Below are 18,194 nucleotides of genomic sequence, written 5' to 3'. Positions count from 1 at the left end.
GCGGGGAGGGGTGGGGCCGGGCCCGGACAGCTGCCCGCGGTCGGGCACCGGCGCCACCCCTGCTCGCGGGCCCGGTCAGACCTCCCCGGCCAGGCGGGCCAGGGCCCCGGCGTAGGTGTCGATGAACTCCTCCGCGGTGGCGTCGTCCACCAGCGCCCGCTGGTGGTCCACCGCGAGCAGCACCCGCTGCGAGGCCGGGTCCTGGATCAGCGAGGCGCCGAAGGTGAAGCTGTTGGGCTCGTGCCGGTAGGTGGGTTCGCTGCCGATCCGGCCGTCCTCGATCCGGGCCGCGCTGAGCCGGCCCAGGGCGTGGAAGCGCAGGTAGCCGAACTGGCTGTCGAGCGCGGTGTCGGCCATCATCCGGGCCAGCCGGGCGAACGGGACCCGGCGGTGCGGCATCATGTCGAGCTCCTCCCGGTGCACGTGCCGCACCAGCGCCGCGAGGTCCTCGCCCGGTTCGGCGACCAGCGGCACGGTGTTGAGGAACAGCCCGTAGACCTCGGTGCCGCCGAGCCGTTCGAGCCGGCCGTTCATCGCCAGCCCGGTGGTGACCCGCTGCCGCCCGGTGATCCGGGCGAGGGCGTACAGGTGGGCGGCGAGGGCGACGGACTTGACCGGGACGGAGAGCGCGTCGGCGACGGCGCGCAGCTGGCCCGGCGCGTCCGGCAGCACCCGTTCGACGGTGCGCGGCAGCTCGTGCACGTCCTCGCTGCCGGGCCAGAGCTGGCCGGTGGCGCCGTCGAGCCGCTGGTGCCAGTAGGCGAGGGAGTCCGGGTCGGTGGAGGCGGCGCGTTCGACGGCCACGAAGTCGCGGAAGGCGGTGCGCGGCGGCGCGGCGGGAGCGGAGACCGGGTCGGCGGTGAGCGCCGTGTGCCGTTCGAGGATCTCGGTGAGCAGGGAGGTGAAGCTCCAGCCGTCCAGGATCGCGTGGTGCTCGGAGACGGTGAGCTGGAACGCCCGGTCGGCGAGCCGCTGCACGGTGATCCGGAACAGCGGGGGTTCGGCGAGGTCGAACGGCCGGTCGCGGTGGTCCTCGAAGACGGCGCGGACCTCGGGGTCCTGCTGCGCCTCGGGCCGGTCGCGCAGGTCGGCGAACTCGACCGGGGCGGGCAGGGTGCCGTGCACCAGCTGGAGCGGTTCGCCGTAGCCGGAGAGGTCGAGGCCGGTGCGCAGCACGGCGTGGCGGGCCATCGCCTCGTTGACCGAGCGGCGGAACGCGGTCTCGTCGAGGTCGCCGCTGATCCGGTAGGAGTTGACGTTGTGGTAGCTGTCGGTGCCGCCGGCGACCTCCATGTGGAAGACCATCGACAGCTGCATCGACACCATGGGGTAGGCATCGACGATCCCGGGCGGCAGCTCGGCGCGGTCCTCCTCGTCGATCAGCGCGAACGGCAGATCGGCGCCGGGGGCGGCCTCGACCGGCCGGGCGAGCGGCAGCAGGGCCGCGACGGTGGGTGCGTTGAAGACGTCCCGCAGCGAGACCTGCCAGCCCCGGTCGTGCAGGGCTCCGGCGAGCTGGACGGCCCGGATGGAGTCGCCGCCGAGGTGGAAGAAGTCGTCGTGGACGCCGATCCCGGGCACCCCGAGCACCTCGGTCCAGACGGCCGCGAACAGCTCCTCCTCCGGACTGCGGGCCTCGGTGTGCCGGCCGGCCCGGGTGGGCGCGGCGCGGCCGGGGCCGGCAGCGCGGCCCGGTCGACCTTGCCGTTGACGGTCAGCGGCAGGGCGTCGAGCACGGTGACGCTCGCCGGGACCATGTAGGCGGGCAGGGACCGGCCGAGGAACTCGTGCGCGTCCGCCGGGGCGCGGCCGGTGACGTAGGCGGCGAGCCGGTCCTCGTGGAGGGTCACCACGCAGGCGTCGACGTCGGGGTGGGCGGCCAGGGCGTTCTCGATCTCGCCGAGTTCGATCCGGAAGCCGCGCAGCTTGACCTGGAAGTCGGCGCGGCCGACGTACTCCAGGCCGCCGTCCGGCAGCCGCCGGGCGACGTCGCCGGTGCGGTAGAGGCGGGCGCCGGGCGGTCCGGCCGGGTCGGCGACGAAGCGTCCCGCGGTGAGTCCGGGGCGCCCCCAGTAACCGTGGGCGAGGCTGCCGCCGCCGATGTACAGCTCGCCGGGCACCCCGGGCGGGCAGGGCCGCAGCCAGTCGTCCAGGACGGCGGCGGTCAGGTGCGGCATCGGGTCGCCGATCAGGCTGCGTTCGAAGCCGGCACCGCCCTCGGCCACGTCGTGGATCGTGACGTGCACGGTGGTCTCGGTGATGCCGTACAGGTTGCACAGCCGGGCGGGCGGCAGCGGGTCGAGGTCGTGCCAGCGCTGGACCACGCCCGGGTCGAGCGCCTCGCCGCCGAGCATGATCCAGCGCAGGGCGGGCAGGGCGCGGGGGCGGCGGCGCAGGGCCGGTTCGAGCTGGCGCAGCGCGGACGGGGTGAGGCACAGGTGGGTGACCCGCTCGGTGTCGAGGAGTTCGGCGAACTCGTCCGGCGAGCGGCTGGTCAGGTAGGGCACGACGAGCAGCCGGGCGCCGTGCAGCAGGGCGCCCCAGAGCTCCCAGACGGTCCAGTCGAAGGCGTAGCTGTGGAACAGCGTCCAGGTGGTGTCCGGGCCGAAGCCGAAGTGCTCGCGGCCGGAGTCCAGCAGCCGGCTGACGTGCTCGTGGGCAACGGCGACGCCCTTGGGGCGGCCGGTGGAGCCCGAGGTGAAGATCAGGTAGGCGAGGTCGCCGGGGCGGCCGACCGCGGGCGGGCGGGTGTCGGGGCGGGCGGCGACCTCGGCGGCACCGGCGCCGCCGACGGTGAGGTCGAGGGTCGGCCAGGGGCCGTCCGGGGCGCGGTCGGGGCGGTCGGTGAGGACGGCCCGCACGGCGGTGTCGCCGAAGACCAGGGCGGCCCGGTCGGCGGGGGCGACGAGGTCGACCGGCACGTAGGCGGCGCCGGCCTTGAGCACGGCGAGGATCGCGACCGGCACGGTGGCGGTGCGTTCCAGCAGCAGGCCGACCCGGTCGCCGGGGCGGACGCCGCGCTCGATCAGGGTGTGCGCCAACCGGTTGGCGCGGCGGTCGAGTTCGGCGTAGTCGAGGCGTTCCCGCCCGTCCTCGACGGCGGGGCGGTCGCCGTGCGCGTCGGCGGCCCGCTCGAAGAGGTGGTGCAGGCAGTGGCCCTCGTCGAGCCGGGCCGGGCGGGACCGGGCCCCGGCCGCGGGGGCGGCGGTGAGCCGCAGCACGGTGGCGTCCGGGTCGGCGAGGGCGGCGTCCAGCAGGACCGCGTAGTCGGCGGCCAGCCGCCGGATCGTACCGGGGTCGAAGAGGTCGCCGTTGTACTCGGCCTCGCCACGCATCTCGCCGCCGCCGTCGCCGACGGGTTCGAAGACCGACCAGGTGAGGTCGAACTTGCTGGTGCCGTTGGCGCGGACGGTGCGCCGGGCGGTGGCCGGGCCGAGCGCGAGCGGGGTGCTGTCCTCGCCGTGGGCGCCGAACACCACCTGGACCAGCGGCGGGTGCTGCGGGGTGCGGGCGGTGCCGAGACGGTCGACCAGCTGGTCGAAGGGCAGGTCGAGGTAGCCGAAGGCGTCGAAGGCGCCGTCCTGGATGTCGGCCAGCAGCGTCCGGAAGGCGGTGTCCGGCGCGAGCCGGATCCGCAGCGGCAGCAGATTGACGAAGTAGCCGAGCAGATCGGCGAGTTCGGGCCGGTTGCGGGTGGTGACCGGGGTGCCGACGAGCAGGTCGTCGGCACCGGTCCAGCGGTTCAGCAGCAGGGCGAAGGCGGCGAGCTGGACGGTGAAGGGGGTGACGCCCTCCTGCTCGGCCAGCTCCCGGACCCGGGCGTCGCTGCCGGGGGCGAGACCGAAGTGCTCGGTTCCGCCGCGCTCCCCGCGCTCGGCCGGCCGGGGCCGGTCGCCGGGCAGGTCGAGCAGGGTCGGGGCGCCGTCCAGCCGGTCCTTCCAGTAGGCCAGGTGCTCCTCGTAGGAGGTGTGCCGCTCCTCCTCCGCCCAGTCGGCGTACTGGGTGCCGAGGGCGGGCGCGTCCGGGGTCCGCCCTTCGAGGAACGCCCGGTAGTGGTCGGTGAGTTCACGTTCGAAGAGGTCGGCCGACCAGCCGTCCCAGATGATGTGGTGGACGACGAACAGCAGGGTGGTGCGCTCGTCGTCGAGCCGGAGCGCCTCGGCGCGCAGCAGCGGGCCGGCCGCGAGGTCGAACGGCAGTGCGGACCGTTCGGCGATCAACTCCTCGGCCCGGGCGTCGCGTTCGTCCGTGGGCAGGGTTCGCAGGTCGGTGACGGCGAGCGGCACCGCGAGCCCGGGGTGGACGTGCTGGCGGGGGCCGTCGGGGTGCAGGGCGAAGGTGGTGCGCAGCGCCTCGTGCCGGGCGGTGACGGCGTCCAGGGCCTTGGCCAGCAGGTCGAGGTCGAGCGGGCCGGTGACCTCGTACGTCCAGGGCGTGGTGTAGGTGACGGCGTCCGGGTCGAGGCGGTCGAGGAACCAGAGTCCGCGCTGGAGGCCGGAGGCGGGCGCGGTGCGGACGGCGTCGGCAGGAGGAGCGGGGGTCGGGGGGTCGGACGGGCGCACGGCCTCGTTCCCTTCGGTGCGAGCGTCGGTGCGAGCGGTGTCGGGGCGGCCCGTCATCACGAGGCCAGCCGTTCGGCGATGGCGCCCACGGTGCGGCCGCGGAACACCACGTGCGGCGGGACCTTGGTGCCGGTCTCCTGCGAGAGCCGCATGGCCACCCGCACGGCGGCCAGCGAATTGCCGCCGATCCGGAAGAAGTTGTCGTCCGGGCCGAGGTCGCCCGGCAGTTCCAGCACCGCCCGCACGGCGTCCGCCACCAGCCGCTGACCGGGCGTGAGCGGGTCGGGGGTGAGCGGGTCGGCCGGGGCCCCGGCGCGGCGCTCGGCGGGCGCGGGCAGCGCCTTGCGGTCGACCTTGCCGTTGGGGTTGAGCGGCAGCGCGTCCAGCACGTCGACCGTCGCGGGCACCATGTGCTCGGGCAGCAGCGCCGCCAGGTGGTCGAGCAGCGCCTCCGGTCCGGCCGGGCCGGCCGCGCCGTCGAGGGTCACGTAGGCGGCGAGCCGGTGGTCGCCGGGGGCGGGCTGGTGCACGGTGACGACGGCCTCCCGGACGGCGGGGTGGCGGGTCAGCGCGTCCTCGATCTCGCCGGGCTCGACCCGGAAGCCCCGGATCTTCACCTGGTCGTCGATCCGCCCGGTGATCTCCAGCAGCCCGTCCGACCGCCGGTGGCCGAGGTCGCCGGTGCGGTAGAGGCGTTCGCCGGGCGCGCCGAAGGGGGCGGCGACGAAGCGTTCCGCGGTCAGCGCCGGGCGGCCGAGGTAGCCGTGGGCGAGGCCGCCGCCGGCCGCGTACAGCTCGCCGGTGGTGCCGTCGGGGACGGGTTCCAGCCGCTCGTCCAGGATGTGGATCGCCTTGCCGTGCAGCGGGCGGCCGATCGGGATCGTGGCCCCGGCGGCGTCCTCGGCGGTGGCACGGTGGCAGGTGGTCAGGCCGAGGCTCTCCACCGGGCCGTAGCCGTTGGCGACCACCAGCCCCGGATACTGGTCGAGCGCCTTGCCGACATGGGTGACCGAGGCCCGCTCACCGGCCGTGAACGCCACCTTGAGGTCGTCGTAGGTCGCCGGGAACTCCTCCAGCAGGAAGTTGAACAGGCTCGCCGACAACTGGAGCTGGGTGACGCCGTGGCGCCGGGTGAGCTCGGCGATCGCCTGCGGGTCGGGCCGCTGACCGGGCTGGAGCACGCACACCCCGCCGAAGGCCAGCGCGCCGTACAGCTCCAGGGCGAAGGCGTCCCAGGAGACCGGGGAGCACTGCAGCCAGACCTCCTCGGGGCCGAAGCGGGCGTAGTCCTGGCCGAGGTAGGTGGTGGTGAGCGCGCGGTGCGGCACGGCGACGCCCTTGGGGCGGCCGGTGGAGCCGGAGGTGAACATCACGCAGGCGAGGTCCTCGCCGGTCACCGGCAGACCCGGGTCGTGGCCGGGACGGGCGGCGATCGCGGCGGCCTCGGCGTCCAGGTCGAGGTGGCGCCCGACCGGGAACGGCGGGCTCGCGCGGCGGTGGGTGACCAGCAGCGCGGCGCCGCTGTCGGCGACCGCCCCGGCCAGCCGCTCGGCCGGGAAGTCCGGGTCGAGCAGGGTGTAGGCGGCGCCGGTCTTGAGCGCCGCCAGCAGCGCCACCACCAGGTCCGGGCCGCGCTCGACCAGGACGGCGACGGTGTCGCCGCGGCCGGTGCCGGCCTCGGCCAGGTGGTGGGCGAGCCGGTTGGCCCGGGTGTTCAGCTCGCCGTAGCCGATCCGCTGCTCGCCGGAGACCACGGCGAGGGCCTGCGGGGCGGCGGCCGCCCGGGCCTCGACCAGGGCGTGCACGGGCGTCTCCACGACGGTGGCGAGGGTGCCGAGCCAGGCGTCGCACAGCTCCGCCATGGTGGCGGCGTCGAACAGGTCGGAGTCGTACTCGAACCGGCCGGTGAAGTCGGTGCCCCGGTCGTCGACGGAGATCGACAGGTCGAACCGGGAGACCGGGTTGGAGTGCAGCTCGCGGGTCACCTCGATGCCACCGACGGTCAGCGGGCGGGAGTCCAGCGGGTGCAGCTCCAGCAGCACCTGGCAGAGCGGGTTGCGGTTCTCGGCCCGGTCGTCCGGGCGGTCCTCCAGGACGGTGGCCGCGATGTCGTCGAACGGCGCCTCCTGGTGGCGGTAGCCGGCGATCGCCACCTCGCGGACGTGCCGGACCAGGTCGCGGAAGTCCGCGCCCTCCTCCAGTCGCACCCGCAGCGGCAGCAGGTTGACGAAGTAGCCGACCAGGGCGTCCAGTTCGGGCCGTCCACCGCGGACGCTGACCGGCGAGCCGAGCACGAGGTCGCGCTGCCCGGTCCGGCGGTGCAGGGTCAGCGCCAGGGCGGCCAGCAGCACCATGAACGGGGTGGCGTCCTCGCTGCGGGCCAGCGCGCGGACGGCCTCGGCGACCGGGCGCGGCATCGCGAAGCGGTGGAAGTCGCCGCGGAACTCCGGGACTTCGGGCCGGGGGCGGTCGGTCGGCAGCACCGGCTCGGTCGGGGCGTCGGCCAGGTGTTCGCGCCAGTGCGCGAGTTGGCGCTCGGCGCTCTCCCGGTCCTGGTACTGCCAGGCGCTGTGGTCGGCGTACTGGACCTCGAGCCCGGGCAGCGCGGCCGGGCGGCCGGTGGCCGACTCCTCGTACAGCGCGACGAGTTCGCCCTCCAGAACCGGCAGCGAGCCCTCGTCCCAGACGATGTGGTGGCAGAGCAGCAGCAGGGTGGCGGTGTCGCCGGTGCGGTAGAGGTGGGCGCGCAGCAGCGGGCCGGTCTCCAGGTCGAAGGGGACCAGCGCGGCCTCGGCGACCAGCCCGTCCACCCGCCCGGGCTCGGTGTCGGTGACGGTGAACGGCACCTCGACGGCGGGGTGGACCACCTGCCGGGGGCCGTCCTCGGTCAGCTCGAAGGTGGTGCGCAGCGCCTCGTGCCGGGCCGCGACGCCCGCCAGCGCCCGGTGCAGCCGCTCCGGGTCGACCGGTCCGGCGAAGCGGAACACCCAGGGCACGATGTAGGTCGGCGCGCCCGGGTTCATTTGGTCGAGGAACCACAGCCCGCGCTGGTACCTGGACAGCGGCGCCGAGGTGGCGCCGGCCCGGGTCAGCGGCGGGCGCTCGCCGCCCGCGGAGGCGGTGACGGCGGCGGCGAACCCGGCCAGGGTCGGGGCGTCGAAGATGGCGTACGGGGAGATCATGCCGAAGGCGTCGAAGACCCGGCCGACCACCCGCACGGCGGTGAGCGAATCGCCCCCGAGGTGGAAGAAGTTGTCCTCGGCACCGACCTCGGGCACCCCCAGGACGTCCGCCCAGACGGCGGCGATCAGTTGTTCGGCGGGGGTGCGCAGCGGGCGCCCGGCGGGGGCGGCGGCGGGCGGCTCGGCCTGCGGCTCGGGCAGGGCGGCGCGGTCGACCTTGCCGCCGGCGGTCAGCGGGAAGGCGTCCAGCGCGGTGACGGTGGCCGGGACCATGTGCTCGGGCAGCCGCTCGGCCAGGTGGGCGCGGAGCGCGCCGGGGTCCGGCGCGGCGCCGGTGACGTAGGCGGCGAGCCGGCCCTCGTGGGCGACCACCACGGCGCCGGCCACGTCCGGGTGGGCGGCCAGGACCTGTTCGATCTCACCGGGCTCGACCCGGAAGCCGCGGATCTTCACCTGGTGGTCGGCGCGGCCGACGAACTCCAGCGGGGCGTCCGGGGCCTCGCGCCGGACGACGTCGCCGGTGCGGTACATCCGGGCGCCCGGCTCGGGCGCGAAGGGGTCGGCGACGAAGCGGCCGGCCGTCTGGCCGGGGCGGCCGTGGTAGCCGGCGGCGAGCAGCGGGCCGCCGAGGTAGAGCTCGCCGGCCTCGCCGGGGGCGGTGACGGGCCGCAGCCGGTCGTCCAGCAGGTAGGTGCGGCGGTCGCCGAGCGGGATGCCGATCGGGACGGACCCGGCGCCGTGCGCGGTGGGGCCGGCCAGCCGGTGGGTGGTGGCGGTGACGACCGTCTCGGTCGGGCCGTAGGCGTTGAGCAGCGGCACTCCGGTGGCGTCCCACCAGGTGGCGGCGGCGTCCGGGTGGAGCCGGTCGCTGCCGGAGATCATCAGCCGCAGGGTGCGGGGCGCCCGCTCGCGGCCCCGGTCGCGCACGGCCGGCACGACCTCCTGGAAGTAGCCGGCGGGCAGGTTGGCGACGGTCACGCCCTCGGTGTCCAGGAGGTCCAGCAGGGCGTCCGGGGCGAGCAGTTGCTGTTCCGGGACGACCAGGCAGGCGCCCGCGGAGAGCGCGGTGAGCACCTGCTCGACGGCGACGTCGACGGTGGGGCGGGCGAGGTGCAGCACCACGTCCTCGGCGGTGAGGCCGAAGCGTTCGACGGCGGCGGCCAGGTGGCCGGCCAGGGCGGCGAGCGGCACGTGCACGCCCTTGGGGCGGCCGGTGGTGCCGGAGGTGTAGATGAGGTAGCCGGCGGTGGCGGGCGGCTCGTCCGGCAGGTCCGCGGCCGCCTCACCCGTGGGTTCTCCGGTCAGGTCGCCGGCCGGCTCGCCGGTCAGCTCGCCGTCCGTGAGGGCGAGGGTGGCGCTGGCGTCCTCGCGGATCCAGCGGTTGCGCTCCTCCGGGGCGTCCCGGTCCAGCGGCAGGTAGGTGGCACCGGCGCGGAGCGCGGCGAGCAGGCCGACCAGGTGGTCGAGCCGGTCGCGACCGGTGACGGCGACCGTGCGGCCGGGGGCGATCCGGGCGGCGAGAGCGCCGCTCAGCTCGTCCAGCTCCCGGTAGCGGACGGTCCGCCCGCCGAGCCGGACGGCCGGGCGGTCCGGGAACCGGCGCGCGACGGATATGAAGGGGAAACCGCGAGATTCCATCATCCAACCCCGATGAATTAACGATGCTGCGGGCAGTGGTCTCGACGATAGGCCCGCCTTCCGGGGCCGATCGGCAGAATTCCCGGAAGACCATCGGCAGTTTCAACTGCCGCTCACCACAACAGAGTTGCCGCACACGCAGACAGCCCGCCGGGGCGCACGGAGGCGCCGCGACGGGCTCGCGGGAACACGGTCTGCGATTGTCGTGGAGACGGTGGTGAGGTGGGGGCGGGAATTACTGGGGAAAGTCCGGGGACCACACGTCCGCGCGCTCCAGCGCGGCCGGCGTGTACTTGCCGAGCGCGCTGATCAGCAGCCGCAGTTCCAGGGCGAGACAGTCGGCGAAGCGGATCAGCCCGTCCTCCGGGTCCTCGGCGGCGGCGAGCAGGGCCGCCCGGCCCAGGCCGACCGCCCGGGCGCCCAGGGCCAGGCTCTTGACCGCCCGGCCGCCCTCCCACATCCGCCCCGAGACCAGCAGGCAGGGCGGCGGCCCGGCGGCGGCCAGCCGGCGCAGGCACTCCGCCAGCGGCAGGCCGACCTGGGTCGGGAACACCCCGGGCGCCCAACCGGTGCCGCCCTCCGCACCGTCCACGGTGACGGCGTCCGCGCCCGCCTCGGCGGCCACCCGGGCGGCCTCGGCGACGTCCCGGCCGGGGTGCAGCTTCACCCAGATCCGGGCCCGCGGGAAGTTGTTGCGCATCAGCCGGACCTGCTGGCGCAGGATCTCCGCCGTGAAGGTGCCGGGCGTACTGGCGCGCAGGACCCGTCCGTCGTCGCCGAAGACCGGGTCGATGCCGTAGCGGTCGCCGAGCCGCTCGGCGTCCGCGGCGTCCAGCACGGTCATCCCGCCCAGGCCCGGCTTGGCGCCCTGGCCGACCTTCAACTCGAAGGCCAGCCGCCCGGATTCGAGCAGCGGCAGGGCCGCCGGATCGCTGTAGACGAGGTTCCACACCTCGGCGTCGGCGTCCTCGGTGGACTGCTGGACGGCCACCCCGCCCAGCCCGTCCGGGAGTTCCTCCGCGTAGGCGCGCAGCCGGCCGAGCAGGGCCCGGTCGGCGGCCTCGCCGAGCCGGCCGTAGCCGTTCACCGGGACGACGTTCTCGCCGATCACCATCGGCAGGCCGAGCGCGCCCGCCTGCCGGCTCAGCGCCAGGCCGATGTCACCGCCGGCCGCCCGGGTGGAGCCGGTCGCGGACACGTACACCGGCAGTGCGGAGGTGAACCCGCCGATGGCCGTCGTGAGTTCGACGTCCCGGTAGTCCGGCTCGCGGCCCAGGTCGATCAGCCGGGCGAGGCGCTGCGGTACAAACACCGGCGGCACGATCCGCAGGGCGTCCAGCGCGTCCCCGGCCGTCCGCCCCTCCGCCGGGGGTTCGGCCCCGAGCAGGACCTGCCCGTAGCTGCCGGGCGGCGGGAAGGCGGCGGCCGTCCCGGCCCGGGCCCGGTGCCGGACCTCCTCCTCCGGGAAGCCGGGTGCCGAGAGGTCGCTCACGGCGACACCACCCCCGCCAGCTTCGGGAAGGCGCTGGCCTGCCAGACCGCGTCCAGCCCGGCGACGTAGCGGGTCAGCCGCTCCACCCCGATGCCGAAGCCGGCGCTGCCGGGCACGCCCTCGCGGACCAGGTCCAGGTACCAGCGGTACTTCTGCGGGTTCTCGCCGGTCTCGCGCATCCGGGTGATGATCTCGGCGTAGTCGTTGGTGCGCTGGCTGCCGCTGCACAGCTCGCCGAAGCCCTCGGCCGCGATCAGGTCGAAGTTCCGCAGCAGGCCCGGGTCCTCGGGGTTCTCCCGGTCGTAGAAGCCGCGCGAGCCCTTGGGGTAGTCGGTGACGAAGAACGGCCGGTCGCGCCGGGCGGAGAGCAGCGCCTCGCCGGCCCAGTCGAGTTCGGCGTCCGGGCTCTGCGGGTGGCCGAGGCCCTGGAGCTCCGCCACCGCCTCGGCGTGCCGCATCCGGCCGAAGGAGCCCTTCAGCAGTTCGGCGAACGCGTCGGTGTCGCGGCCGAGTTCGGCGAACTCCTTGGGCAGCTCGCGGACCGCGCTGCCGACGATGTGCGCCACCAGCTCCTCCACCAGCTGCACCGCGTCGTCCCGGGTGGCGCCCGCCACCTCCACGTCCAGCTGGTGGAACTCGGCCAGGTGGCGGTTGGTGCCGGCGGTCTCCAGCGGCTCCAGCCGGACGTTCGGCGCGATGCAGAAGATCTTGTCGAAGGCCAGCAGCGAAGCCTGCTTGTAGAGGATCGCGCTGGTCATCAGCTTGTAGCGGTGACCGTAGAAGTCGATGTCGACCTGCTTGGAACCGCGCGAACCGGGATCGGTGACCGGGCCGATGATCGGCGGCAGCAGCTCGGTGAAGCCCCGGGCGCGCAGGAACTCGCGGGCGGCGAACAGCAGCTGGTGCTGGATCCGCAGGGCGGCCCGGGTGGTCGGGGAGGTCAGGTGGCGGCCGGGCTCGGGGAGCGTCGCGGCGGCGGTCGCGGGGGTGGGCCCGTCGGTGGTCATGGCGTGGTGTGTCCCAACTCTCGTGGTGCGGCGGGTGTTCGGTCGAGATCGAAGGAGGTCCGGGCGGAGTCGGCGGGTGTCCGGTCGGAGTCGGCGGATGTCCGGTCGGAGTCGCCGGTCGTCCGGCCGAGCTCCCGGGCTTCGGCGGCGCGGCTGTCGTAGCTCCACTGGACGTAGGAGAGCGCGCCGAGCAGTTCGGCGGAGCCGAGGATCGGCGGGCGCGGGCCCCCGGACAGGCCGGCGATCGGCATCGAGCCGACGTTCGACCACTGGAGGCGCCCGTCCGGCCCGAGCGAGCTGCGGGCCCGCCCGGCGTTGTCGGGGTGCAGGCAGTAGGGCACGTCCAGGTAGCCGGCCGCGAAGGCGCGGACCAGGGCCCGGCCGATGTCGGCGTCCAGCTCCAGCACCGCCCCGATCAGCGCCCGCGCCTCCGCCTCGACCCCGGTGTCCGGTACGGCGGTGAGCGGCGGGCGCAGGCGCTCGGCGGCGGCCGCGGCGGCGGCCGTCTCCAGCGCCGTCACGTTCTCGCCGACGGTCGGGATCCGGTGCGCCTCGGCCGTCGTCTTCACGATCAGCCGGGCCGCGCCGGTCCGCACCGCCAGCCGGGCCGCGTCCTCCAGCAGCAGCCTGGCCCCGCCGGGGGTGCGCGGGAAGACACCCATGTAGGCGTAGAGGACGATGTGCCGCTCGACGTCGGGCAGCAGCTCGTCGGCGAGCCGGCCCAGGACGGTGATGGCCTCCTCGTCGTACCGCGGCTCGGGCTGCTGGGCGTAGCTGAGCGAGACGCTGCGCAGCCCGTGCTGACGGAAGAACATCGCCTCCAGCACACTGATCGCGATCAGCAGGCTCGGCGGGCAGAGCTGGCCCATGAGACAGCCGCCGAACGTCTCCAGGTGCGGCTCCGCGCCGAACTCCCTCAGCGAGGCCAGCAGTTCGCAGCTGCGGCGCCAGCAGGCCACCGCCTCGCTGAGCGGGGTGCGGCTGTACGGCAGGCAGTAGGAGACCGGGCCGCCCTCGGTCGCGTCCAGACCGACCGCGATCAGTGCCCTGATGATGTGCTCGGGCATCGCCGAGCCGTGCCGGACCTGCACCGGGAAGCGGGCGTCGGCGATCCCGCGCAGCACGGCCCGGGTGACGTCGACCGGGTGGCTGGCGATCGGGTAGCCGTTGAGGCCGACACCCTCGGTGAGGGCGCTCCGGGCGGCGGCGAGGTCCCCGGTGCGGGTGTAGCTGTCCAGGGTGATGGTGCCGACCGTGGTGGCGGCGGCGCCGCGGGTGGCGAGCAGGCCGTCGCGCATCCGCAGCGGGTCGGCCATGCCCATCCGGGGCTGGACCACCAGGGTCCCGGCGGCCCTGGCGCGGGCGACGAAGGCGCCGAAGCCCGGGGCGGCGGGGGCGTCCCCGCGCGGCGCGGTGGCGAGGCCGCTCATCGCCGCGTCCCGGAGGCGGTGGCCCCGGACCGCACCCCGACGACCGCCTCGGCGGACAGCGCCCGGCCGGGAGCGGGCAGGGCGAGCCCGGCGGAGGCCGGGAGCGACCGCCCGGCCGACGCGGGCAGGGCGCCGACGAAGGAGCGGAAGTCGGCGACCGAGCGCCCCTCCTCGAACACCCCGTCGTACCCGGCGGCGAGCAGCGAGCGCTGCCGCTCCGGGTCCCCGGAGCCGGCGATGCCGAGCTTGCCCCCGATCACCGTGGGCGTGCGGGCCAGTTCGGGACAGGCCCGCAGCGCGGCGATCACCCGCAGGCCGTCGTGGTAGCCGTGTCCGTTGACGCTGCTCAGCACGATCAGGTCGGGCTCGATCCGGCGGCACTCGGAGACCAGCAGCTCGTCCGGGACACAGGCGCCGAGGTTGGTGACCCGGTGACCGAGCTCCTCCAGCAGCAGCTGCAGGAAGACCAGGTTCCAGGTGTGCGAGTCCGAGGACATGGTTGTCACGACGACCTCAAGACCCGCCGGTACGGCCTCGCCGCGCTGCGGCTCCAACTGGTTCACGGCGCAAACCCTCTGTAGTCGGTGGGTGGTGGGAGTCCCGGCCGGCGGCACCGGCGACCGGCCGGCCCGGCCTGAGCAGAACGCTAGGGACGATCCGGCGGGCGGACCGGCAGCTCGCCCGGCAAGTGACGGGCAGTATCGGGCCCGGCGGGGCGGTGCCCCGCCGTCCGGCGGTCCGGCGCCGAGCCGTCCGGCGGCCCGGTGCTGGGCGTCCGGCGGTCCGGTCCTCAGCGTCCGGCGCCCGGTCCTGGGCCGTCCGGCGGTTCAGCCCGCCGCCGCCAGCAGCGGGTACGCCCCGGCGCCGCCGAACAGTCGGCGGCAGAGGTTCAGCACGGTGAACCGGACGCCGTCCCGGGCCGGCACGCTGCGGATCAGCCCACTGGCCAGCAGTTCGTGCACGGCGGCCAGCGACTCCTGCGGCGGCCGTCCGCTCAGCTCCACGGCGTCCTCCCCGGACCAGTCCCCCGGCTCGGCCGCCAGCCGCTCCAGCAGGTCGCGCTGGCCCAGGGTCAGCCGGTCCACCGCCGCGTCCAGCGCCTCGCCCACGCCCCCGCGCCCGCCGAATCCGGCCGGCGGCGGCCCCAGCTGGAACGGCCCGTCCGCCATCCGCGCCACCAGCTGGCGCGGCGAGAGCACCGTCGACCAGCCGGCGGCCAGCTCCAAGGCGCCGGGCAGCCCGTCCAGCTGCCGGCAGAGCGCGGCGACCGCGGGCGCCTCCTCCGGCTCCAGCCGGTACCCGGGGCGCAAGCGGCGCAGGTGGGAGAGCAGCAGCCGGACGGCACCGACCTCGGCCAGCGCCACCGGGTCGTGGTCGAGTTCCGGGCCCGGTGTGGGCAGCGGCGCGAGCGGGACCACCTGCCCGCCGGGCAGCGGCTGCGCGACCCGGGCGGTGATCAGCACGCTGAGGCCGGGGCAGCGCTGGAACAGCTCGTCCAGCAGGGCGGTCTCCACGCCGGCGTCGGCGCCGTCCAGGACCAGCAGGGTGGGGTGGGCGCCGATCGCCGCGACCAGGTCGGCCCGGCGCTCCGGGCCCATTCCGGGCTGGCGGGCCCAGTCGATCCAGCGCACCGACCAGCGGGCGGTCAGGTGCAGCCGGCGGGCCACCTCCAGCACCAGCCGGGTCTTGCCGACCCCGCCGAGGCCGGCCACGGTGACCAGCCGGTCACCGTGCACGGCGAGGGCCTCGGTGAGCACGTCGATCTCCGGTTCGCGGCCGACGATCGCGCCCCGGGCGACCGGCGGCGCGGTCGGCTCGTCGCGCGGCTCCTCGGCGAGCGCCTGGCGTCGCGCGGCCGCCTCGAAGACCGAGCGGCTGCGGCCCTCCAGCCGCAGTGCGTCGGCGAGCAGCCGGACCGTCTCCTGCCGGGGGCGCTGGACCCGTCCGCTCTCCATGTCGCGGATCGCCCGGACGCTCAGTGTCGCGTGGTCGGCGAGCACCTGCTGGGTCAGTCCGATGCGCTCGCGCCGGATCCTGAGCAGCTCGCCGAAGCCCGCCGTCAACTGCAGGGTGTGACCGCCGTCCATGCTCCGTCCGCCTTCCGTGGGTTGGCCAAGTACCGGGGACCAGGGGCCCGCGCCCCCGTCAGGCGGGCCCGAGTGCGGCGCCGGACGGTGGTGACCGTCGGACCGGCTTTCCCCTGGCGCCGATGGTCCACGGCCCGGCTCTACGGCCGATCAACGGCCGATCACCACAGATTCACGGCACCTCCGCATCGTCCACGAACCCCCCGGACGCCGGAAGGCGGGGAGCGGGATCGACGGCGGTCGGCGGGACGGCCGGGAAAAGGGCAGCGGGACGGGACCGGCCCGGGCGTACCGCATCGGGGAACGGTACGACCGGGCCGGTGGCTCGGGGGCGGGACGGGGCGGGACCGGAAGGGGCAGGACGGGACCGGGGCGGGACCGGAAGGGGCAGGACGGGACCGGGGCGGGACGGGGAGGCGTCAGGCGGGCCTGAGCCCCGGGTTGTACGCCTCGCTGACGAAGGACGCGGCGGTGGACACGGTCCCGCCGGGGCGGGTGATGTGCGAGACCACCCGGTAGTCGGCGCGGGCGTGCTCCTCGTCGAGCGTGATCGCGGTGTAGCCGCGCCGCCCGTCGTAGAACTTCAGGTGCGGGTTGGCGGCGGTCAGCGTGGCCCAGTTGCCCGGGTGCTCCTCGCCGTCCCCGTCGCTGGCGATCGAGGTGCCGACGATCTCCACGCCGACGGTCCGCGAGTCCGGGTCGTCGAAGTCGCGCTTGACGTCCATCGCGTAGGCGACGTGCACGTCGCCGGTGAGGACCACGAGGTTCTCGACGCCGATGTCCTCCACTCCGGCCAGCAGCCGTTCGCGCGCGGCCGGGTAGCCGTCCCAGGCGTCCATGGACAGCTTGGAGACCTCCGCGGTGGTGTTCTTGCGGCGGGAGAGCACCACCTGCTGCGGCACCACGTTCCACACCGCGCGGGAGCTGCGGAAGCCGTCCAGCAGCCAGCGCTCCTGGGTGGCGCCCATCAGGGTGCGGCGCGGGTCCGCCGACTCGGTGGTGGGGTACTGCCAGCCGTCGCCGTTGGCCTGGTCGGAGCGGTACTGGCGGGTGTCGAGGATGTCGAACTGCGCCAGCCGCCCGTAGTGGTGGCGCCGGTACAGCTTGAGTTCGGCGGCGTTCGGCCGCGGCATCCGCAGCGGCATGTTCTCCCAGTACGCGCGGGTGGCGGCGGCGCGGCGGGCGACGAAGGCCTCCGGGGACTGGCCCTTCTCGGGGATGCCCGCCGCGTAGTTGTTCTCCACCTCGTGGTCGTCCCAGGTGACGTACCAGGGGAAGGCGGCGTGCGCGGCCCGGAGGTCGGGATCGGTCTTGTAGAGCGAGTAGCGCAGCCGGTAGTCCGCCAGGGTGGTGGTCTCGTGGGCGAACAGCGAGGGCAGGGTCCGGTCGGTGTACTTGCGGTCGCCGCCGGCGGCGTCGATCCCGTACTCGTAGATGTAGTCGCCGACGTGGAAGACGGCGTCGAGGTCCTCCTCCGCGAGGTGCCGGTAGGCGGTGAAGTAACCGTCCTCGTAGGCCTGGCAGGAGACCAGACCGAAGCGGACCCGGTCGACGTTGCGGTTGCGGGCCGGGGCGGTGCGGGTCCGGCCGACCGGGCTGGTCCAGGCGCCCACCCGGAAGCGGTACCAGTACACCCGGTCGTGGTCGAGGCCGTCGACGTCCACGTGCACCGACCAGTCGAACTCGGCGTGGGCCCTGGCGGTGCCGCGCCGGGCGACCCTGCGGAAGCCCTCGTCCCGGGCCACCTCCCAGTCGACCCGGACCAGTCCGGCCGGCGGCAGGCCGCTGCCGGGCTCCAGCGGACGGGGCGCGAGCCTGGTCCAGAGCACCACCGCGTCGCCGAGCGCGTCACCGGAGGCGACACCGAGGGTGAACGGGTCCTCGGTCAGGGTGCGGGGCGCGAGTTCGGCGTCGGCGGCGTGGGCGCTCGGCAGCTCGGTGGTGAACGCGAGCGCGGCGGCCGCCGAGGCGACCGTCAGGAAGCGGCGGCGGCCGAGGCCGAGCCGGGCCGCCGCCTCGGTCAACCGCCGGTCGGGCGAGGGCTGCTGGTCTGTACTGGCCACGGGCTGGACTGCCTTCCGTACGCGGGGACGGACCGGCGGCGCACGTCGGCCGGGCAGACCGGACGTACGCACCGACTGTGTACGGAGGGAAATTGGACCGGCCCGGGCGGTACGGCGGGCGTCGGAGCACCGGCCGACAGGTGATCATCGTGTGATCACAGCGGTCGGACCGGACAATCGGGAGATTCGTCCCGGAGACCCGGCGGGGTCGCTCCGGGCGCACCGCGCGGAGCCCGCTGCGGTCCGTACCGGGCCGGGCTCGTTCCGGCTTCGTTCCGGGCCGGGGCTCGCCCCGGCTTCGCACCGAGCGGGGCGGTCGGCGCGGACCCGCCCGCCCCACTCGGCCCGCCGGTCCTGCCCCGCGCGCAGGTGGACGAGCGCCGCCCGTCCCTCCACCGCGCACGGGGTGCACGCCCGTCGGCGGGACCTCAACGGCCCCGCGCCGGACGGCGACCGGCAGGTCCTCGGCCACCGCGAAGGCCGAGGTGAACGGCGTTCGCGGCAGAGCCCGGAGCGAGATCACCCCGGTGGGCCTGCGGGTGGGTGGCGGCAGCCAATCACGACACCGCACCCACCCGCAAACCCGCCGCTCACGGGACCGGACGCTGCGTCATACTCCGAGCCCGGAAGGGTTGTTCACGGCCTACGGGCAGGTGCGGAGCAGCCTGCCGGCCGGCCACCGGGAGACCGACGCACGAGGGCCGGGCGCAGCCGCGCGGAGGTCGCCGCCGAC

At 75.4% G+C, this 18,194-nt stretch carries 8 protein-coding genes and 1 pseudogene; all 9 read right to left on the bottom strand.

The window, feature by feature from the left end; all coding sequences use genetic code 11:
* Positions 1–75: 75 nt before the first annotated feature.
* The 9 genes and pseudogenes from BLU95_RS44490 to BLU95_RS31670 all read right to left on the bottom strand — a co-directional run bounded on the left by BLU95_RS44490 (position 76) and on the right by BLU95_RS31670 (position 17,461).
* Positions 76–1,581 (bottom strand): condensation domain-containing protein, encoded by a 1,506-nt coding sequence (locus BLU95_RS44490; protein ID WP_231977925.1) that lies wholly within the window; start codon positions 1,579–1,581, stop codon positions 76–78.
* A 179-nt stretch (positions 1,582–1,760) separates the two neighbouring features.
* Positions 1,761–4,619 (bottom strand): annotated as a pseudogene (locus BLU95_RS44485) (non-ribosomal peptide synthetase); the annotation flags it as partial.
* A complete protein-coding gene (locus tag BLU95_RS31700; protein WP_231977924.1) occupies positions 4,619–9,385 on the bottom strand; it encodes a non-ribosomal peptide synthetase in 4,767 nt (1,588 codons plus the stop codon). The pseudogene BLU95_RS44485 and the gene BLU95_RS31700, both read right to left, overlap by 1 nt.
* 232 nt (positions 9,386–9,617) lie before the next feature.
* Entirely contained in the window at positions 9,618–10,874 is a 1,257-nt protein-coding gene (locus tag BLU95_RS31695; protein WP_093862991.1) for a glutamate synthase-related protein, read from the bottom strand.
* Positions 10,871–11,881, bottom strand: coding sequence for an asparagine synthetase A (locus tag BLU95_RS31690; RefSeq protein WP_093862990.1), 1,011 nt, complete (start codon positions 11,879–11,881; stop codon positions 10,871–10,873). The genes BLU95_RS31695 and BLU95_RS31690 overlap by 4 nt, the downstream gene beginning before the upstream one ends.
* Complete coding sequence (locus BLU95_RS31685) at positions 11,878–13,311, bottom strand: methylaspartate mutase (protein ID WP_093862989.1); 1,434 nt, start codon at positions 13,309–13,311, stop codon at positions 11,878–11,880. The genes BLU95_RS31690 and BLU95_RS31685 overlap by 4 nt, the downstream gene beginning before the upstream one ends.
* A complete protein-coding gene (locus BLU95_RS31680) occupies positions 13,308–13,874 on the bottom strand; it encodes a cobalamin B12-binding domain-containing protein (RefSeq protein WP_353653515.1) in 567 nt (188 codons plus the stop codon). Before BLU95_RS31680 ends, BLU95_RS31685 begins: the two co-directional genes overlap by 4 nt.
* 264 nt (positions 13,875–14,138) lie before the next feature.
* Entirely contained in the window at positions 14,139–15,398 is a 1,260-nt protein-coding gene (locus BLU95_RS31675; protein ID WP_093862987.1) for a helix-turn-helix domain-containing protein, read from the bottom strand.
* Between the two features lie 419 nt (positions 15,399–15,817).
* Positions 15,818–17,461 (bottom strand): alkaline phosphatase D family protein, encoded by a 1,644-nt coding sequence (locus tag BLU95_RS31670; RefSeq protein WP_093862986.1) that lies wholly within the window; start codon positions 17,459–17,461, stop codon positions 15,818–15,820.
* Between the last annotated feature and the right edge of the window lie 733 nt (positions 17,462–18,194).

This window comes from Streptomyces sp. TLI_053, from assembly GCF_900105395.1.
In the GTDB taxonomy this organism is placed as follows: Bacteria; Actinomycetota; Actinomycetes; order Streptomycetales; family Streptomycetaceae; genus Kitasatospora.
This window is presented reverse-complemented; position numbering and strand designations above follow the sequence as displayed.